The sequence below is a fragment of the Halalkalicoccus subterraneus genome (genome assembly GCF_003697815.1).
Taxonomy (GTDB): Archaea; Halobacteriota; Halobacteria; order Halobacteriales; family Halalkalicoccaceae; genus Halalkalicoccus; species Halalkalicoccus subterraneus.
On sequence record NZ_RDQG01000065.1, the window covers coordinates 1 to 17,988 of the forward strand.

The 17,988-nt window shown below is 64.0% G+C and carries 26 protein-coding genes and 1 pseudogene; 14 read left to right on the forward strand and 13 right to left on the reverse strand.

All coding sequences use genetic code 11. The features are described from left to right. From EAO80_RS14530 to EAO80_RS14540, 4 genes and pseudogenes are all read left to right on the forward strand, one after another. Positions 1-360 (forward strand): annotated as a pseudogene (locus EAO80_RS14530) (DNA topoisomerase IV subunit A); the annotation flags it as partial. Positions 361-391: 31 nt separating this feature from the next. Then, positions 392-514, forward strand: a complete 123-nt coding sequence (locus EAO80_RS20665; protein WP_281273047.1) for a hypothetical protein — start codon at positions 392-394, stop codon at positions 512-514. Between the two features lie 145 nt (positions 515-659). Then, positions 660-1,007 (forward strand): amphi-Trp domain-containing protein, encoded by a 348-nt coding sequence (locus EAO80_RS14535; RefSeq protein WP_122090596.1) that lies wholly within the window; start codon positions 660-662, stop codon positions 1,005-1,007. Then, a complete protein-coding gene (locus EAO80_RS14540) occupies positions 1,004-1,423 on the forward strand; it encodes a hypothetical protein (protein WP_211330719.1) in 420 nt (139 codons plus the stop codon). The genes EAO80_RS14535 and EAO80_RS14540 overlap by 4 nt, the downstream gene beginning before the upstream one ends. Before the next feature lie 86 nt (positions 1,424-1,509). On the opposite strand, the gene EAO80_RS14545 is transcribed toward EAO80_RS14540, so the two are convergent. After that, positions 1,510-2,685: an AI-2E family transporter gene (locus EAO80_RS14545; RefSeq protein WP_122090597.1), complete on the reverse strand. Its 1,176-nt coding sequence runs from the start codon at positions 2,683-2,685 to the stop codon at positions 1,510-1,512. A gap of 111 nt (positions 2,686-2,796) precedes the next feature. Here EAO80_RS14545 and EAO80_RS14550 point away from each other — a divergent pair, with 111 nt between their 5' ends. Beyond that, the gene (locus tag EAO80_RS14550) at positions 2,797-4,317 is read left to right on the forward strand and encodes a hypothetical protein (protein WP_122090598.1); all 1,521 of its coding nucleotides are present in this window, start codon (positions 2,797-2,799) and stop codon (positions 4,315-4,317) included. Positions 4,318-4,326: 9 nt separating this feature from the next. On the opposite strand, the gene psmB is transcribed toward EAO80_RS14550, so the two are convergent. Both psmB and EAO80_RS14560 read right to left on the reverse strand, forming a co-directional pair. Then, positions 4,327-5,070, reverse strand: coding sequence for an archaeal proteasome endopeptidase complex subunit beta (gene psmB / locus EAO80_RS14555; RefSeq protein ID WP_122090599.1), 744 nt, complete (start codon positions 5,068-5,070; stop codon positions 4,327-4,329). Positions 5,071-5,118: 48 nt separating this feature from the next. Next, a complete protein-coding gene (locus EAO80_RS14560; protein WP_162994024.1) occupies positions 5,119-5,313 on the reverse strand; it encodes a hypothetical protein in 195 nt (64 codons plus the stop codon). A 248-nt stretch (positions 5,314-5,561) separates the two neighbouring features. Between EAO80_RS14560 and EAO80_RS14565 the strand changes: the two genes are divergently transcribed. Both EAO80_RS14565 and EAO80_RS14570 read left to right on the forward strand, forming a co-directional pair. Further along, a complete protein-coding gene (locus EAO80_RS14565) occupies positions 5,562-5,912 on the forward strand; it encodes a DUF555 domain-containing protein (RefSeq protein ID WP_122090601.1) in 351 nt (116 codons plus the stop codon). A 38-nt stretch (positions 5,913-5,950) separates the two neighbouring features. Further along, on the forward strand, positions 5,951-6,490 hold the full coding sequence (locus EAO80_RS14570; RefSeq protein ID WP_122090602.1) for a CBS domain-containing protein: 540 nt from the start codon (positions 5,951-5,953) through the stop codon (positions 6,488-6,490). Here EAO80_RS14570 and EAO80_RS14575 read toward each other — a convergent pair. From EAO80_RS14575 to EAO80_RS14615, 10 genes are read right to left on the reverse strand one after another with little or no spacing between them, the layout of a single operon-like run. Then, entirely contained in the window at positions 6,487-7,629 is a 1,143-nt protein-coding gene (locus tag EAO80_RS14575) for a pyridoxal phosphate-dependent aminotransferase (RefSeq protein WP_211330720.1), read from the reverse strand. The genes EAO80_RS14570 and EAO80_RS14575 overlap by 4 nt on opposite strands. Next, complete coding sequence (gene ribH / locus EAO80_RS20070; protein WP_211330721.1) at positions 7,630-8,031, reverse strand: 6,7-dimethyl-8-ribityllumazine synthase; 402 nt, start codon at positions 8,029-8,031, stop codon at positions 7,630-7,632. Between the two features lie 31 nt (positions 8,032-8,062). Beyond that, a complete protein-coding gene (gene gvpM / locus EAO80_RS14580) occupies positions 8,063-8,368 on the reverse strand; it encodes a gas vesicle protein GvpM (RefSeq protein WP_122090603.1) in 306 nt (101 codons plus the stop codon). Beyond that, positions 8,368-9,204 (reverse strand): gas vesicle protein GvpL, encoded by an 837-nt coding sequence (gene gvpL / locus EAO80_RS14585; RefSeq protein WP_122090604.1) that lies wholly within the window; start codon positions 9,202-9,204, stop codon positions 8,368-8,370. Before gvpL ends, gvpM begins: the two co-directional genes overlap by 1 nt. After that, positions 9,197-9,532: a gas vesicle protein K gene (locus EAO80_RS14590; protein ID WP_122090605.1), complete on the reverse strand. Its 336-nt coding sequence runs from the start codon at positions 9,530-9,532 to the stop codon at positions 9,197-9,199. The genes gvpL and EAO80_RS14590 overlap by 8 nt, the downstream gene beginning before the upstream one ends. After that, entirely contained in the window at positions 9,529-9,999 is a 471-nt protein-coding gene (gene gvpJ / locus EAO80_RS14595) for a gas vesicle protein GvpJ (RefSeq protein WP_122090606.1), read from the reverse strand. Before gvpJ ends, EAO80_RS14590 begins: the two co-directional genes overlap by 4 nt. 4 nt (positions 10,000-10,003) lie before the next feature. Then, complete coding sequence (locus tag EAO80_RS14600; RefSeq protein ID WP_122090607.1) at positions 10,004-10,834, reverse strand: hypothetical protein; 831 nt, start codon at positions 10,832-10,834, stop codon at positions 10,004-10,006. Beyond that, the gene (gene gvpH / locus EAO80_RS14605) at positions 10,831-11,337 is read right to left on the reverse strand and encodes a gas vesicle protein GvpH (RefSeq protein WP_122090608.1); all 507 of its coding nucleotides are present in this window, start codon (positions 11,335-11,337) and stop codon (positions 10,831-10,833) included. Before gvpH ends, EAO80_RS14600 begins: the two co-directional genes overlap by 4 nt. Next, complete coding sequence (gene gvpG, locus EAO80_RS14610) at positions 11,334-11,588, reverse strand: gas vesicle protein GvpG (protein ID WP_122090609.1); 255 nt, start codon at positions 11,586-11,588, stop codon at positions 11,334-11,336. Before gvpG ends, gvpH begins: the two co-directional genes overlap by 4 nt. Positions 11,589-11,591: 3 nt before the next feature. After that, positions 11,592-12,224, reverse strand: a complete 633-nt coding sequence (locus EAO80_RS14615; RefSeq protein WP_122090610.1) for a GvpL/GvpF family gas vesicle protein — start codon at positions 12,222-12,224, stop codon at positions 11,592-11,594. A gap of 131 nt (positions 12,225-12,355) precedes the next feature. On the opposite strand from EAO80_RS14615, the gene gvpA reads away from it, so the two are divergent. The 7 genes from gvpA (at position 12,356) to EAO80_RS14650 (ending at position 17,959) form a co-directional block, all read left to right on the forward strand. Further along, positions 12,356-12,619, forward strand: a complete 264-nt coding sequence (gvpA, locus tag EAO80_RS14620; RefSeq protein ID WP_122090611.1) for a gas vesicle protein GvpA — start codon at positions 12,356-12,358, stop codon at positions 12,617-12,619. A gap of 11 nt (positions 12,620-12,630) precedes the next feature. Beyond that, positions 12,631-13,089, forward strand: a complete 459-nt coding sequence (gene gvpO, locus EAO80_RS14625) for a gas vesicle protein GvpO, halophile-type (RefSeq protein WP_122090612.1) — start codon at positions 12,631-12,633, stop codon at positions 13,087-13,089. 51 nt (positions 13,090-13,140) lie between these two features. Further along, positions 13,141-13,479 carry a hypothetical protein gene (locus EAO80_RS14630; protein WP_122090613.1) on the forward strand — a complete coding sequence of 113 codons (339 nt, stop codon included), beginning with the start codon at positions 13,141-13,143 and terminating at the stop codon, positions 13,477-13,479. Between the two features lie 58 nt (positions 13,480-13,537). Next, entirely contained in the window at positions 13,538-15,886 is a 2,349-nt protein-coding gene (locus tag EAO80_RS14635) for a carboxypeptidase regulatory-like domain-containing protein (RefSeq protein WP_122090614.1), read from the forward strand. A gap of 93 nt (positions 15,887-15,979) precedes the next feature. Then, positions 15,980-16,414 carry a hypothetical protein gene (locus tag EAO80_RS14640; protein ID WP_122090615.1) on the forward strand — a complete coding sequence of 145 codons (435 nt, stop codon included), beginning with the start codon at positions 15,980-15,982 and terminating at the stop codon, positions 16,412-16,414. A gap of 101 nt (positions 16,415-16,515) precedes the next feature. Then, positions 16,516-17,169 (forward strand): hypothetical protein, encoded by a 654-nt coding sequence (locus EAO80_RS14645; protein ID WP_122090616.1) that lies wholly within the window; start codon positions 16,516-16,518, stop codon positions 17,167-17,169. A 61-nt stretch (positions 17,170-17,230) separates the two neighbouring features. Continuing rightward, entirely contained in the window at positions 17,231-17,959 is a 729-nt protein-coding gene (locus tag EAO80_RS14650; RefSeq protein WP_162994025.1) for a hypothetical protein, read from the forward strand. Positions 17,960-17,988 lie beyond the last annotated feature (29 nt).

Here is a 17,988-nt window from a genome sequence, read left to right on the forward strand (position 1 = left end):
GTGTTCACCGACGGTGACCCGTGGTCCTACCGGATCTACGGCTCGGTGGCCTACGGCTCGATCAAGTCCGCCCACCTCTCGGAGTATCTGGCGACCCCGGAGGCGCAGTTCGTCGGCATCCAGCCCGAGGACATCGTCGAGTACGACCTGCCGACCGACCCGCTGAGCGATTCGGACGTCAACGCCCTCGAAAACGAACTCGAGGACCCCCGATTCCAGACCGACTACTGGGAAGAACAGATCGAACTCCAACTGGAGATCGGCAAGAAGGCAGAACAGCAGGCGCTCGCCTCCCGTGGGCTGGATTTCGTCACCGATACCTACCTCCCCGAGCGCCTCGAGACGATGGGCGTGCTGTAGCGAAGGTACGCCTATCTCCCGGAACCGAGGGATGAACATCCACGTCTCGGCTCGGACGCTCGATTACCAGACGCTCGGTACGCTCGCATACACCTACGGCGGTGCGGAACCCGGCGAGGTGCTCGCGATCGCCGCGGGGTTTGTCGCCGAGTAGGCAAAAACGCGGAACGAAAGGCGCGTCGCCCGCCCTCTCGCCCGTATCCGCGTTCGGGAATTACCGTCGCGTATCGTAGCGCCCGAAGCCGGCGTTCTCGTGCATCACGTTCTTTACTCCGTCGGCCGAAGTCAAACCCGGAACTATGGCCGAAACGACCAGTCACGACGAGGAACTGTCACGGAAAGAGGCGGCCGCGTTTCTTCGGTCGGTCGCCGACGAACTGGACTCGGGGCAGGAGGTCATCGAAGTCCCGATCGGGAACAAGGGCGTCAGACTATCGCCGTCGGACGTGATCGACACGGAGGCGACGGTGACCGAACGCTCGCGTCGGCTCCGAAAGGACATCGAGGAGCTGTCCATCGAGTTCACGTGGAATCCGACGGCGGCCACCGTCGAATCGGAGGCGGAGGCCGAGACCGAGGTGGGTGACGAGACGACCGAGTCGGATGCCGGGCCCCGGACTGATCCGGAGTCCGAAACGGGCCGATGATCGGTAGTAGCGTCCCGCTCGGCGAGGCCGTGCTTCAGGCGAGCGCGGATCAGGAGGCGATCGTCAGCGCCGTCTTCGTCTTCCTCGTCAGTTTGCTCGTCGGCACGGTGGCGATCCGCCTCGGCGCGCAGGTGATGATCGACAGCGACATCGGGTTCCGCCGGGCGATCATCACGGCGGTGATCGGGGCGATCGTCTACACGGCCGTGGGACTCTTCCTCGGCTGGATCCCGTTTTTGGGGCCGCTGCTCATGCTCATCGCCTGGGTCGGCGTCATCAACTGGCAGTATCCCGGCGGGTGGGGAACGGCGATCGGTATCGGCCTCGTCGCCTGGATCGTCGCGGTGGCGATCCTTTTCGGACTCTCGACGCTCGGGGTCGTCACCCCCGACGCCTTCGGCGTGCCGGGCGTGTAGGATCGCGTCCGTGTTCTCCCTAGGTCCAGAGCGACGTTTGGATCGGCGACGGCACGTTGTCTGTCCTCGATGATCTGAAAACCGCGTCAGTCGTCGGTTTCGACGACCGGCGTTTTCTCCGAGTCGGCTGTGCCAGCGGTCGACGGCGGGCGCTGGTCGGGCCCGCCGAACTCCCCGAGGGTGGTCTGTTGGGCGGGGGTGTCCTCGCCCCAGAGGACGTACGGCAACAGGATTTGTGTCGCGTTGATCAGCAGGATCAGCAGGATCGGCAGGAGGAATAGCCCGTAGAACCCGAAGACGGTCGGTCCGACGATGTAACTGACGAGCAACATTCCGGTGTGGGTGTTGTCGCCGCTGATGAGCGCGCGGATGAAGAAGTCGGGAATGAAATCGACGAAGATCGCCGAGACGACGAAGAAGACGCCGACGTAAAACAGGAGTGCGGTCTGGCCGGCGGCGAAGACGGTCGCGGCGAGGCCGATTCCGACGGGGACGTAGACGAGTTTGATCCCGATGACGGGGATCAGGCTCCCGATCCCCGCGAGCGCGCCCAACAGTCCGGGAAACGGGATCTGTGCGGCCTCGGGGGCGAAGACGTTGTACGTGAAAAAGACCGCGACGCCGACGATCGCGGTGACGAAGACGTTGACGATGTTGCCGAAGAGCGTCATCGAGAGTTCGGGGTCGACCTCGTCGAGGTAGTTACGGATGATGCCCGTATCGTCGAAGTTCGCGATGAGCCACGCGCGCAGTCCGGGTCCGTCAACGAGCATGTAGTAAGTGAGGACGACGAGGATCAGCATCTGGACGAACGCGCTGCCGACGACGCTGAGTGCACCCGAGAGGCTGAACAGCGCGGCGACGATCGAACCCTGTGCCCCTGCGGTGGTGATCGCCTCCTGAAGGGTATCGAGATCGAGGGCGGCGATGTCGATCTCCTCTAACCCCTGATTGAGCACCTGATTCTGGATGTCGTAGGCCTCGATGAGCGCCTGAGCCTCGATGACGATGATCCCGACGGTGTAAACCAGCAGGACGAGAAAGGGGACACCAAACAGGACGATCGCGAGGATCGCCCGCAGACGCTGTGGAATCCCGAAACGACGCAGGAACCGGTGGATCGGGCGCACCGAGTAGTACAGGAAGATAGCGAACACGACGACCGCGATGAACGCCTGGATGACGTACGCGGCGACGGCGAACAGCCCCAACACGATCAGCCCGAGTCCAAGGCGCCGGCCGACCGATCGGTCGTACTCCATACCTCCCTACGACCCTCGCGGTCGCATTAACCTCTCCGGAAGAAGCAGGCCGGACCTGCCGACGACCGAACACTCGTACTTTAAAGGTGATCGCCTGCCGACTTCCGATCAATGACCGAATCTCGACTCGCCCAAGCGGTACAAGAGACGCTCGAAATCGATGCCGAAACGTTCCAGCGGCGGGCGGCCGATGAGGCCGACATACTCATCGACGGACTCTCGGAGGGGGTCTTCGACAACCCGCAGGCGATCGTGGGCTTCGAATACGAGTTCTACGCGGTCGACGGCGAGACCAGCGCGCTGCGGCGGGTCCCGCGTCGCGTCCTCGAGTACATCGGCTTCGAGAAGGAACTGGGCCTGCACAACGCCGAGATGTCGACCAGTCCCCAGCCGCTCAACGCCCACGGCCTGCGCGCCCAGGAGGCCGAGATCAAAGCCCGCCTGACGACCGCCCTCGACTGTGTACGCCCCGAGGGTATCACGCTCGTCAGCGACGGGCTGTGGACGATCCCCCCCGAGGGCGAGGGCGCCCGCGAGTACCTCACCGACCACGTCGTCGACGACGGCATCCGGATCGCGACCAACATGAGCGATTCGGTTCGGTATCACGCGATGGCCAACGCCGAGGGCGACACCACGGCGGGGATGTCCCTCGACGCGCCGAACGTCTCGCTCGACTCGGCGACGGTGATGCCCGAAAGCCTCATCACCTCGATCCAGCCCCATTATCAGGTGGCCCACGCCGCCGACCTGCCCGACTACTTCAACTACGCGCTGCGGATCGCCGGCCCGCTGCTCGCGCTCGGGGCGAACTCGCCGTTTTTCCCGCCGGATCTCTACGAAGGCGCGTCCGACGAGGAGATCCTCGACGAGACGTGGATGGTAAACCGGATCGCGGTCTTCGAGAGCGTCCTCAACGAATCGAGCCCGGGAAAAGTCCGGTTCCCCCACGATCTGTCCAGCACCGAGGAGGCCGTCGACCGGGTCGTCGCCGACGACACCATCGTCCCGATGCCCGTCGAGACGAGCGATCGGTTCGACGACGAGTTCGCCCACTTCCGAATGAAACACGGCACCTACTGGCGGTGGGTTCGCCCGGTTTTCGGCGGCGCGACGCGTTCGGCGGCCAACGCCCGCATCGAGTTCCGGCCCATCGGCTCCCAGCCGACAGTTCGGGACTCGGTGGCGTTTCTGGCGATGTTCGCGGGCCTCCTCGAAAGCCTGCCGCGGCGCGAACACCCCGTGATCGGTCTCGACTGGGCCGACGCCCGCGAGAACTTCTACTGTGCGATGCGCGACGGGCTGGATGCGGATCTGACGTGGATCACCGGCGGCGGCGAGGGGACCATCGAGAACGAGACGCTCTTCGCCGACCTGTTCGATCACGCTCGTGACGGGCTGAAACTCCGGGGACTCAGCGACCAGGAGGTCGAGACGTATCTCTGGCCGCTTCGCCACCGCGCGCGCCACGGCTACTCGCCCGCCGAGTGGCGCCACGAGCGGGTGTCGAACCTCGTCGAGGAAGGCGAATCGCTCGAGGCGGCGATCCACACCGCACAACGCGAGTACATCGACCGCCAGAAGGAAACGTTGTTGGAGGGTAGTTTCGCCGACTGGGTCGACGACCGCTGAGAGTACCGCTTATCGACCGCTTCGGATGTCGTCGACGCCCTCGAAGTCTTGGAAGCGCTCGATATCGACGCCCTCCTCGGTGACGGTGGCGATGTTGATACCGTTGCCCGTTGCGGTGTCGCGCTCGACGGCGCTACCGACGCTCCGGACGGCGACGTCGCGGGCCTCCTCGACGCTCATTCCTTCCTCGTAGTGCTGTTCGAGTACGCCCAGCGCGAACTGCGAACCGGATCCGGAGACGGCGTAGGTCTCCTCGGTGGTCCCACCCAGCGCGTCCATGCTGTAGATGTGGGGCCCCTCGTCGTCGACGCCGCCAAGCACGGGGACGACGACGAAGAAGGCGCCGCTGCGAAGCAGGTTGCTCGTCAGCGTCGAGAGGGCGGTCATGCTCATCGTCTCGCCCTGGCGGGCGTCGTAGAGGTTGACCTCCGCGCGGAGGTTCCGGATCAGTGACTGGGCCGCCGAGACCGACCCGGCGATGGTGAGCGCGCCCGTCGGGTGGATGTCCTCGACCTTCTGGACCGTTTTGCTCGACACCATGGTGCCGAGGCTCGCGCGCATGTCGGTCGCCAGGATGACGCCGTCCTCCGCGCGCAGGCCGACGGTCGTGGTGCCGGTCTTGAGTTCCGCGGCGTCGGCTCCCTCGGGGAGCTCGGCCTCGGGCAGCGACCCCAGTTCGGGCTCGTAGGGGTTGGCCTGACCGGGACTCGACGCGAGCGACTCCGAAAGCTGTAGTTCGTCGGGCGTTCGCATTACCGGACGTTACTCCTACGGACTGATAAACCCACTCGTTCCGGCCGATCACTCCGCTGGCGAACGCCTCTCGTAGCTGCGCTCGGCCGCAACGAGGAGCCGTCGGATCGGGAGGGTGAGACCGACGCGTTTCATCGCCACCGCGAGCGGGAGCAAGCACAGCCCGAGGGCAAGGGTCGTCTGGTACAAGGCGAACAGGGTAGCGTGGTACAGCCGGGCGATCATTCGATATCTGTCGCTCACCACTACACCCCACATAAATCTTGTTGCCCACATCGGATGTAACGATCCTTCAAGTACGATACCGACCCGACGCAGTCTGCCGATTGCTGATTCCGTCGTCGGTTGGACGACGGGACGGCCCTAACACGTCATATTTTTGAATGGTTTGTCGTGGCTGACTGGTGTAATTCGGATAACGTATCGGAAAGGGTTCAGTGACGTGCGCGCCGAACCGCAACGCACTCCCCCACGGAGGGGCCAGTGGAGGTATGAACTATCTCGTGGCGATGGAGGCTGCGTGGCTGGTCCGAGACGTAGAGCAGATCGACGACGCGATTGGGGTCGCGGTCAGCGAGGCCGGCAAGCGACTCAACCAGCAGGACCTCGATTACGTCGAGGTCGACGTCGGAGCGACCGGCTGTCCGGCCTGCGGCGAGCCGTTCGATTCGGCGTACATCGCCGCCGACACCGCGCTCGTCGGTCTCGTCCTCGAAATGAAGGTGTTCAACGCCGAGGGTGAGGAGCACGCCCAGCGGATCGCCAAAAGCGAGGTCGGCGGCGCGCTCCGTGACGTCCCCCTCTCGGTGGTCGAGACCTTCGAAATCGACGAACAGGAGTAGCCCGAACCTTTTATAATAACCCGTGGTTATTGTCGGATATGAACCTCCCGACACCGCAGGACCTCCGCGAACGACGGATCGACCTCGAACTCACCCAGAGTACGCTCGCCGAGCGCGCGGGCGTCTCCCAGCCGCTGATCGCCCGGATCGAGGGCGGCGACGTCGACCCTCGTCTCTCGACGCTGCGGCGGATCGTCGAGGCGCTTGACGAGGCCGAGGGTGGGATCGTGCGCGCCGAGGACCTGATGAACACCGACGTGATCCACGTCGGTCCCGATGATGCGATTCGCGAGGCGGTAAAGGAGATGGACGAGGCGGCCTACTCCCAGCTGCCGGTGCTCCAGAACGGGATTCCAGTTGGAAGCATCAGCCAGGGCGACCTCGTCGGGCTCGACGCCGAGGCCCGCGACGAACCCGTCGTCGAACACATGGCCGAGAGTTTTCCGACCGTCTCGGGCGACGCGACCGTCGACGAGATCAGCAACCTCCTGCAACACTACAAGGCCGTGATGGTGACCGATACCGGCGAGACGGTCGGTATCATCACCGAGGCCGACGTGGCCGCGCGGCTCTCTTAGAGGTAGCCTTCGTCGACGAGGCGGTCGACCGCCTCTTCTATTCGTTCCTCGCTGTTCGCATACGAGATCCGCGCGTAGCCGGGCGTGCCGAACGCGCTTCCCGGCACCGTCGCGACGTGGGCGTCTTGAATCGCGCCCTCACACCAGCCCTGGTCATCGCTGTCGACGGGCACCATCATGTAGAAGGCACCCTCGGGCGCGCGGACGTCGATGCCGTGATCCGCGAGGAGGTCGACCAGCAGGTCCCGGCGCGATTCGAACGCCTCGACCATCTCCTCGACGGAGCCCTCGGTGTTTTCGAGCGCCTCGATTCCGGCGTGCTGAACGAAGTTCGTCGCACACGAGACCGAGTGCGAATGCAGTTTGCCCGCCTCGTCGATCAGCTCTTCGGGTGCGGCGAGGTAGCCCAGCCGCCAGCCGGTCATCGAGTACGCCTTGGAGAAGCCGTTTACCGTGACGGTTCGCTCGGCCATCCCGTCGAGGGTGGCCAGTGGCGTCGGCTCCTCGCCGTAGGTGATGCGCTCGTAGATCTCGTCGGAGATCACCGTTATATCGTGCTCGACCGCCAGATCGCGCACGCCGTCGAGGGCGTCGTCGGTGTAGACCGCTCCGGAGGGGTTGCTCGGGGAGTTCACCACGAGCAGTTCGGTGTCGTCGCTCACGGTCTCGGCGAGTTCGTTGAGAGCGGGTTCGAGTCGGAAGTCGTGTGCCGAAAGGTCGACCCGCGACAGGGAGCCGCCCGCGAGTTTCGCCATCGCCTCGTAGGAGACCCATGCGGGGTCGAGCAACACGACCTCGTCGCCCTCGTCGACCAGCGTCTGGAACGTCTCGTAGAGCGCCTGTTTCGCCCCCGGCGTGACGATAATGTCATCCGATTCGTACTCCAGCCCGTCGCCGCGCAGTTTCTCGGCGATGGCCTCGCGGAGCTCGGAAATTCCGTTCGAGGTCGTGTAGCCGGTGTCGCCGGCGTCCATCGATCCCTTGCCAGCTTCGACGACGTTCTCGGGCGTCGGGAAGTCGGGTTCACCGACTGAAAGATCGACGACGTCCGCGCCCTCGGCTTCGAGTTCGGTCGCAAGTTGGCTGATCGCAAGCGTTGCGCTCGGTTCGACTCGGCTGACTCTGTCTGTAAACTCCATTTATAGTTCCTCCACCAGATCGATTGCGGCCTCGACCGCATCCCCCCCCTTCCCGGCGCGCTCGTGGGCCTCCGCGCCGGACATCCCCGGCCCGCTGACGCCGAAGGTCACGGGAGTGTCCCGATCCAAACTCACCTGCGTGAGCGCGTCGGCCGCCGACCCCGCGATCACGCGGTCGTGCTCGGTGTCGCCGGTGACGATCGCGCCGACCACCGCCACCGCGTCGATTTCATCGCGCCGGGCGAGGCGATCCGCCGCGAGCGGGCTGTCGTACGCGCCCGGAACGCGAAGCGTCTTGGCGATCCCCACGCCGCGGTCGGCCGCCGCCTCGCGGGCGGTGTCGGCCATCTCCTCGGTGACGGATCGGTTGAACTGCGCCACCACCAGTCCGAGCGTGACCATACCGGAGCCAGTCGTAGCGTCCTAAAAGAGTTTACCGTTCGTCCGGATCCGGATCGGGATCAGAACCCGAGTCGGGATCGGGAACCGTCGGGCGCGGGCGTCGCCCGAACTCCGAGTGGCGATAGCGCTCCTGGTTTCGGATCTCCTCGTCCCACTCGGTGAAGATGCCGTACTCGACCATCGTCGTCATGCCCGCGATCGCCGCCCGCAGGTTGATGCCCACGAGGGGAATGTCCGCGACGGTGACGACGACGTCGGCTTGGACGATCGCCCCCTCGGTCAGTAGCACGTCGAGCACGTCGACGATCGCGTGACCCTCGGGTCGCGTCGGCTCCATTAGCCGTCACCCCCGTTTCCGATGGTCGGGGCGTGCGAGTACGGCGGCCACGGACCCGTGTAGTTGACGTCGAACCCCTCGCGCTCGACGAACTCCTCCAATATCCCACCGATCGGGTCCTCGCTCTCGCGGGGAGCCAGCACCGAGAGTTCGACGACCGTCTCGAACCCGTCGTCCGTCTCGGTCGTTCCCTCGGCACCCAGAAGCGTCGAGCCGCCGCTGCCGGCGGTGTCGACGGTGTCCGCGTGTTCGGCGATCCGGTCGTAGAGGTCCCCCGCGAGGTCGTCGCGTCGGTTCTGAAGGCGCTCTGCGAGGCGCTGTTCGTACTGCTTTTCGAGCAGGTAGCCCGTCCCCTCGCTCGACCCGTCGATACGTGATTCGAGCTCGGCGAGCTCCTCGTCCTCTCCCTTGATATCGCCTCTGACGGCCGCCTCGTCCCATCGGAGCTCGATGCGGTACTCCCAACACCCCGACAGCGCGTCGAGCGCCTCCTCGAGGTCGCGTTCGTTCTCCGCGATCCAGCCGCGCACCTGCTCGTCGTCGCCCTTGATCACCGTATCAAAGCGGAAGGGAACGGGGGTGTCGAACGCCTCGCCGGCGGCGTCGACCACGCGCTGGTGGCCCAGCAGCCAGCGTCGAACTTCCGTTAGATCGTCCGAATCGAACATCGCGTCGACGGGCTGGACGACCGCCCCGATCCCGTTTCGGGTAATGACCCGAACCTCACCGTCCTCGATCCCCTCGACCGTGAGTTCGGGCTCCCCGTCGACCCGCACCGCACAGTAGAGGTATCGCCCGTCGTCGAACTCCGTGGCGCGCTCTCCCCGATCACTCATCTTCCAGTTCCTCGTAGTGATCGTCGTAGACCTGCTCGATTCCGTCGCTGAGCAGGTCGTTGAGCTCGGTTCGGAGCTCGCCGACGTCGTTTTCGATCCCCTCGCGTTCCTTGATCGCGTCGATCTCGTTTTCGATCGCCTGCAGCTGGGTACCCAGCCGTTCGATTTCCTCGGGACTGAGTACGCCCGACTCCATGCGACGGATCGCCTCCTTTTCCATCGCCTCGACGAGCAGTTCGACGACGGTCATCACGAGCGCGAGTAGTCCCGAGGCCGCGTCCGCCTCGCTGTCCTCGTCGGCCTCGCCGCCGAGATCGATCTGTCTCATGACTCCTCCCCGTCACTCGTCACCTCCTCCTCGTTCCCGTTTCCGTCCCCGTTGCTTCCTTCGTCTTCGGATTCGTCCTGCGCCCCGTCGTCGGTGTCGATCGGGACTTCCGGGTCGGGCCGTTCGCTTGGGGGATCGCTCGAGGCGTTCTCGTCGTCCTCGGCGTTCGAACCGCCCTCGCTCGCGCTGATCCCGAGGTTGACCTCGTCCTCCTCGTTCTCGACTTCGAGGGGCTCGCGCCCGGAGGCCTGCTCGACCCGGCGCATGTCAGTGCCACTGGGGAAGGCGAGGCCGTACTCCGCGGCGGTTTCGAAGGAGGCGATGGCCGCCCGGATCTCGACGCCCAGAAGCTCGGTCTCGCCGACCGTTACCGCGATGTCGGCGTTGATTACGATTCCCTTGTCCAGTACCAGTTCGAGGACGTCGGCCAGGTCGCTTTGTTTGCGGGTTGGTTTTGCACTACTCATGGTTTCACTCCGTGTTCGCGTTGTCGAACCGCCGGCCGTAGATCCGGCGGGGGTTTTTCGCCCGCGAGTACTTCACCTGCGAGGGCACCGTCGAGTGGCGCGTCGACGCCGAGTTCGCGAGCGGCCCGTCGGGCATCGTCGAGACCGCCGTCGGGTTCAGCGAGTCGTTGCCGCCGAGCTTCTCCTGGTTGAACTCGTAGAGCAACCGGAGCTTGTCGTGGGTCTCGAGCAGCGCCGTCCGGAACCCGTCGACCGCCGTCGAAATGACGTTCTCGATCGCTTCCTGTCGGTCGTCGGGGTCGAACTGCATGTGAGCGCCGCCGGTACCCATACCGCCGGTGTCGAGGAGCCCGTCGTCCTCGTCTTCGGCGGTGGCGGCAGCGTTGTCGGCGTCGTCGCCGGTGACGTCGTCGATCTCATCTCGGAGATCCGCTTGCTGTTCGCGCAACTCCCCGATATCCGCGGCCTCCCAGAGCTCGCGAAACCGGATCGCGTCCTTGAGGTCGGTGAGATCGATCGCGTCGTGTGCATCGCCATCGGCGATCGCCTCGGGGATCTCCTCGACGTCGACCGCGTCGGGCAGCTCGTCGAACTCGATCACGTCGGGAACCTCCTCCAAGTCGAGCGTATCGAGGACGTCCTCGGTCTCGTCGAGGACGCCCCAGATCTCCTCGGCGGTCTCGATGACCTCCTCGTCGTCGCTGTCCTCGACGATCTGGGTCTTGAGCCGTTCGATCCCGTCGGCGAGCTCCGGCAGCAGCTCATCGAGTCGTTCGAGGATCGTCTCGCCGACGTCCTCACCTTCGGGTTCGCCCTCCGATTGGGTCTCGCTCATGATCGGTCCCCGTCCGAGGCGGTTCGCAGGCGGACCTCCAGAACGCCGTTTCGGAACGACGAATCGGCGACGTCGATGTCGGCGCTCCCGAGACCGATCCGCTCGACGACCTCGCCCTCGATCCCGATCACCAGCTCGTTTCGCTCCCGGTCGATACCGGCGGTGACGCCTTCGGCGGTCGCACGCGGGAGGTCCGCGAGCACCACTACGCTGTTCTCGGATTCGCGTACGTCGACGTGGTACTCCTGGCTGGAGCCGGACGTGAACTCGCCCGAGGACTCTCCCGTGTCGTCCTCGATTCCGAGGCGCTCCGCGAGGCTGTCGGGATCCGGCCCCGTGCTTACGCTGAAGTTGTAGTCGGATCGAGTGCGTTTGCCCGAGACGCTTCCGCTTCCGGTTTTTCGCCCCGTGTCGCTTCGTTCTGCGTCCTGGAGCGTCTCGACGACGTGTCTGAGGACGTCGAACAGCGATGAAGTCTCGCGGTGGTTGTCGTCTGGTGTCATTGTTGGATCTGGATGTTCTTGTTATCGAGCTGTTCGTGTGCCAGCTCGGCGGTCTCAAGCTCCGCTTCGAGTTCGGCTTTTCGCTCCGCGTACTCCGCTTCGTCCCGATCGCCGAGTTCGTACAGCAACTGGTTTTCCTTCAACTCGTTCTGTATCGCCTCGATGTCGTACATCTCCGTGACCGCGAGCGTGTGGATCGCATCGAGGATCGAGATGAACGGCTGGAACAGGATGTCGTCGACGATGAACATGGATTACCGTTGGGCGCTGATCTCGATGTCGACGAAGTTGTAGGGCGCCCACGGGCCGGTGTACTGGACCAACAGCTCCTCGTGGGTGTCCTCGAACTCGCTGACGGCCTCGTTGAACGCCTCACGATCGGCGCGTTCGACGAGATAGGATCGGTTGATCACGAGTCGATCGCTGAACAGTTCGTTCTCCACCATGTTAACGCTTATCGGGTCGAAGCGTCCCTCGACGTCCGCGACGACCCCCTCGCGGTCGAACGACGCGTCGTCCTCGGTCAGCACCTTGAGCCCGAGTTCGACCATCCCGTCGATCTCCCGGAGCGTGCGCGTAAAGACCGGTCGGGCGTTGCGAAGCAGGTTCTTCAGCGTGCGTTTGTCTTTAAATCCCATCCCGAAGCTCATCGGGACGATCGTTCGGCCGCCGTCGTATTCGAGGACCGTCTGAAGCACCTCGTCGTGGTTTTTGACGTTCTCGTCGCTGCGTTCGGGCTCGACCGTGTCGATGTCCGAGACGACCGCCGAGAGCGACTGGTAGTCGACCGTGTAGGCGTGATCCGCCCCGTTGACGCCCTCGATCTCGAGGTCGAGGTCCTCGTTTTCGATCACGCCGTAGACGTAGAGTGAATCATCGTCGGTCATTGTTCAGTATCGAACCTACTCGCTCGCAGTCGCATATGTGTCACGGTCGGTCAATAGTGACGCGGTTGCGTGGGAAGGGGAAACCATAAGACCATTGGCGATAGCGTTGTATGAGAGGGGAAGACCAGACCATGAGTCAAGCAAGACCAAGCACGTCCAGTCTCGCGGAGGTACTCGATCGTATTCTCGACAAGGGCGCGGTTATCGACATCTGGGTTCGCGTTTCGCTCGTCGGAATCGAGATCCTTACCGTCGAGGCCCGTGTCGTGATCGCGTCGGTCGACACCTTCCTGCACTACGCAAGGGAGATATCGAAGATCGAACAAGCGGAGGAGGAAGGTGACTTAGACGACCTCGAAGACATCGAGATCGAGGCGTCAGCCGAATCCGCATAAGCGGACTTCCAATGTCCGCCGCGGAGTCAGACGACGGACAGTGCACAGCGCTTACCACGGACGGGAAGCGCTGTACCCGGCCGGCACAGGACGACGGGTTCTGTTACCAGCACGGCCCCGACGACGAGACGATCGACAACCAACAATCGGAGAGCTCAGATATGGCAGAACAAGAATCCGTCTCGGGAACCGAAATCGGGACGGTACGCGAAAAGATCAGGCAGGTCGCAGAGGACCTCATCGGTCGCCCGCTCGTCAGCGTCGTCTCCGTCGACCGCGACCGAAACCGGGGCGACGACGAAGGTGAGGACGGTTGGGTCGCCGCAGTCGAGATCCTCGAACGAAAGAGCGTCCCCGACACACAAGACATCCTCGGTCGCTACGAGATCTCGCTCGGTTCCGACCACGAGATCACCGGCTACCGTCGGACTCACCGGTATCGCCGTGACGACATGGATCAGGACATCTGATCGGTCGCACGGCAGCGGGAGTTATACACGTCGGCGTTCTATCACCGAGCGATGAGCGACGACGAGATCACCCTGCCGTGGATCGACGAGCCGATGGATTCGGAGGAGGCGATCGAAGCGCTCGGACAGGCCTCCATCGACGACGGCGACCATTTGGAGGAACTGGAAACGCGAATCGAGCGCCTCGAACGTCGGGCCAGCGCCCTCGAGGACGGTTCGTCGGTCGAGTGTCCCGAATGCGATGATGGGGGGAACGTGTACAAGGCCGGCGTCGGTGCGGCCAAACTCGCAAACGATGGCGGGCTCACCGACGGGAGCGCCGATGCACTCAATCGGGAATCGCACGTCTGTCTCGCCTGTCACGAGTCATTTACGCCCACCTTTGAGTGAAGACCTAGTCCAATCCTCCATGAACCTACTTATGTGTGTAGGTTAATTCGAGAAAACGATGGGTGATGACTCTATAATCGATGACGACGGAGCCGACGCGCGCGTGATACTCCCCGACGGTGGTGATGCCGAGGACGAGGAGGGAGGAGACGAAGCGACCGATACGGGAGACACCGAGGACTCTACTGGGGACACGAACGGCGAGAACGAATCGGACGGTGAGGAGGGGGCCGAGGATGGGGAGAACGACGGCAACGAAAACGAGGCAGACGGCGATGAAGAGGGGACCGCGGACGCCGAAGACGAGGACGGATCGGAGGAGGAAGACGAAGCGAGCGGAGACGAACAGGCGACACGTGAACTGACGGTGACCGTCGAGAACACCGACGGTGACCCCGTTTCGGGCGCTCCCCTCACGGTCGAGAGCAAGGATATGGGCGTTATCGAGGGACTGCTCGATGACCCCCAAACGACCGAAACCGACGAGAGTGGCGAGGCCACCTTCGAGGTGGGGGACGCGGAATACAGCGTCGAGACGGAAGTCGACGGAGAAGAGGCCGAAGAGCGGATCGAGATCGACGGCGACGACGAGACCGTGACGCTCTCTCTCGATACCGAGACGGCAGAAGCGGACGAAGCGTCGGAGGAGGAAGCGGAGTCGGAAGCCGACGGCGAGGAAGAGGAAGGAAAAGAGGACGAAGACGCGGAAGGGGGCGAAGAGGACGAAGAAGATGAAGACGCCGACGAGAGCAACGAGCTGACGGTCACTGTCGAGACCAACGAGGGCGAGTACCTCCAAGGAGCCACCGTCACCGTCGAGAACAAGGACGACGCCTTCGGCGGGGGCGACCAGCAGGACACCGGCTCCGATGGCGAGGCCACCTTCCTCATCGAAGGCGGCGAGTACGCCGTCTCCGTCGACGCCGACGAGGGGGGCGCCGAGGACCGGATCGCCGTCGACGGCGACGAGGCGGTCACACTCACCGTCGTCCCGGACGAGGAGTTCTATGAGCTGACGGTCGTCGTACAGGACGAGGAGGGCGAGCCCGTCCCCGCGGCGTCGATCACGGTCGAGAGCGAGGACATGGGCGTCATCGAGGGCTTTCGCGGGCAGCCCTCCGAGGCCGAAACCGACGATGGTGGCCAGAGCTCCTTCGACCTGACCGAGGGGCAGTATACGGTCACCGTCGAGAAGGACAACGAAACGAACGATCAGGCGGTCGAGATCGACGGCGGCGACGAGGAGGCGACGCTCACCCTCACCGTCGAAGAGGACGAAGAGGACGAAGAAGAGGAGGGGCGGGTCGGGCCGAAGGAAGCGGAAGGTGAGGTCGATGAGGACGAATCCGCGAGTCACGGGACCGACCGCGGATCGACGGTGCTGTATCTCGACCTCGAAGGGCTGTTTCTCGATCTCCTCGGACTCGAAGTCGACCTCCACGAGGTCGTACTGGACATCCGGGCGATCACCGGACCGGGGAACCTCCTCGGCAACCTGCTGTCGGCGGTCGCGGGACTGTTGGATTCCCTGTCGGGGGTACTCAACCGGCTGCTCAACTCCGTGTTGAACCTGTTGAGCTACATCACCTCGCCGCTCAAGTGGCTCTGGAACCAGATCAAAAAGCCGCTCAAGTGGGCACGCCAGCTGCTGACACGGGTCGCGAACGCGCTTTCGGCCCCGATCGACTGGCTGAAAAGCGTTGGAAGTCGGATCCGGGACGTCGTGACCAACCCCCTCAACGCGCTGGGACAGATCTGGGACGTCTTGACGTCGCCGATCAGCTCCCTGAAGAGCGCGCTCGGTCGACTCCGCGAGGCGCTGCCCGGCCTGCCGTCCCTGCCGTCGCCGCGCGAGTGGCTGGCGGGGCTCGGAGACCGGATCGGGGAGGCGTTCGGCGCGGTCGGCGACTGGCTGGGTACCGTCGCCAACCGCCTCGGCAACTCGCTTGGAAACGTGGCCGGCTGGCTGCGCGATCTCGGTAGTGGGCTCTTGGGCGCGATCACCTCTCCGTTCGGCGCGCTCAGTGGCGCGCTGGATCGGATTCGAGACGTCCTCTCGGCGCCGATCGAGTGGCTTCGCGGGCTGTTCGGGGACAGCGAAGAGGGCGAAGACGGTGAAGAGAACGAAGGCGACGGAGACGACGATGGTGGACTCCTGAGCGCTGTCGCAAGCGGCATCTCGGAGCGACTACGCGCCGTTCGGGACGCGATCGCGACCCGGCTGCGAACCGTTGCGAATCGGATCTCGGACTGGCTGCGCACCGTCGCAAACTGGCTCACCGATCCGATCCAGACGCTGCTCTCGTCGCTTCCGATCGAGACGATTCTGAACGAGCTGCTCAAGCAACTGGTCGGGAAATCCGAGAGCGACGAGTCGGACGAACAGGAGGGGGAAGCGGCCGACTGAGTTTCCTCCCGAGTTCTCTCGTCGAGATCGGTGCACGGTGCAAGGGTATAGACTACAAACGCAGGGAATGACGGAACACACGCGAGAAACACAATGAGTGATAACGGCAACGACAACGGCAGCGACGATGGAAGCGACAGCAACGACTCCTCGATGCTCGAACACGTCGAATCGATGCTCAACGACATCGATTTCGAGAAGATCTTCGAAGGAACGAAACTGGAGGACGCGTTCGACCCCGAGGAAGAGAACACCGGGGTGGCGATCGGGCGTGCTCTCGGCGAGATCGCCGGCCAGAAACTCGGTGAGATCATCGGTCGGGAAGTCGCGGAGATGATCGCCGAGGAGCTAGCCAAAAGCGAAGACGGCGAGGAGGACGAAAGCGGCGATGAGGACGAGGAGGACGACGAGGAAAGCGAGGACAGCGAGGAGGACGAAGACGGCGATGAGAACGAGGACGACGAGGAAAACGACGAGACAGAAGGAGACGACGAGAACGGGGACGATGAGAACGGGGACGATGAGTGAGCACACGCGCGGTCGGGGCCCACAGCGATCCCGATCACTGGGGCGGATCGCACAGAACGGCGCGAACCGTGGACGAGCACTGAACGGAGGTTCTGACAGCCATGAGTGAGACTGACAACGACGACGACACTTCGGTACTGGAAAGCGTCGATACGGAGGAACTGCTCGAAGGGACGAAACTGGAGGGCGCCGCCTCCGACGACGACAAGAACCTCGGCGAGGCGATCGGTCGCGCGATCGGTGCGATCATCGGCCGGCAGATCGGTGAACTAGCCGCGCAGATGGTCGTAGACCGACTCAGCGGACGGGACGAGGAAGACACTTCCGAGCTGACGGTCACCGTCGAAACCGCCGAGGGTGACCCGGTTCAGGGATCGACCGTCTCCGTCGACGGCGAGGGTGGTCTCCTCGGCGGATTGCTCGGTGGCGGTGAGAGCGACGAAACCGACGACGACGGCGAAGTCACCCTTCAGCTCGAGGACGGCGAGTACACTGTTTCCGTTGACGCCGACGAGGGGAGCGCTACTGACGACGTGAATATCGAGGGCGACGACGAGGAACTCTCGTTGACCGTCGAAGCGGACGAGGACGGGGAGGACGGCGAAGGAGAGGACGAGGAAGGTGGGGACGACGAGGACGAAAGCAACGAGAACGAAGAAGGTGAAGACGACGAGGGCGAAGACAGTACGGACGAGGATGAGGACGACGAGGACCAAAACAGTGAGGACGAGGATGAGGACGACGAGGACGAATGAGGTCATAAACGGATGATCACGAGGAGATCACAGGGGACGGTGGATCGACGAGGTGACGATCGTGAGTGACGAGTCGATCCTCGAAGTCGTCGACGCCGGGACGCTGCTCGAAGCCGTCGATCTCGGCGACATTCTCGAGGAGGTCGATTTGGACGAACTGGCACAACGGGAGGACGTCACCGCGGCGCTCACGGGGGTCGCCACGGTTCTCGGTCGCGAGTTCGGTCGTGCGCTCGGTCGAGAGCTCGGCGAGGTCATCGCACGAGCGATCTCCGAGCGCCACTCGGTCGACGAACTGATCGAGGGAGTCAAACGAGCGGTCAAAGACGCGTTCAGAGGGCTGTTCGTTGATCCCGAGGCGCGGGCGACGCTCAAGAACGACCTCACAGCCATCGGCAAGGAGCGCCTCTCCGGCGAGCTCATCGCCGACGCCGTAAGCGGTTCACTCGGCGAAGGCGATGAGGAGGAGGCAGCCGACAGCGACGAGGACGAGGACGAAGACGGCGAGGAAGGCGAAACGGCGGGTGACGACGAGACCGACGACCCACAAGAGACCGAGGAAGAACCAGCAGACGAAGAAGACACCGACGCCGCTGAATCGGACGACGAAGAAAGCGAAGAAAGCGAAGAAAGCGAAGGGGACGACGAAGAGCCCGGCAGTCGCGAGGAGCTCGACGACCTCTCCTATCGCGAGCTCCAGTCGCTGGCTAAAGACCACGACATCAAGGCGAACCTCGGTCGCGAGGAGATGACCGACAAGCTCGTCGAGGCACTGGACCTCGACGAATAGCGTCGTTCGCCGTGTTTTCGGTGCGCCGT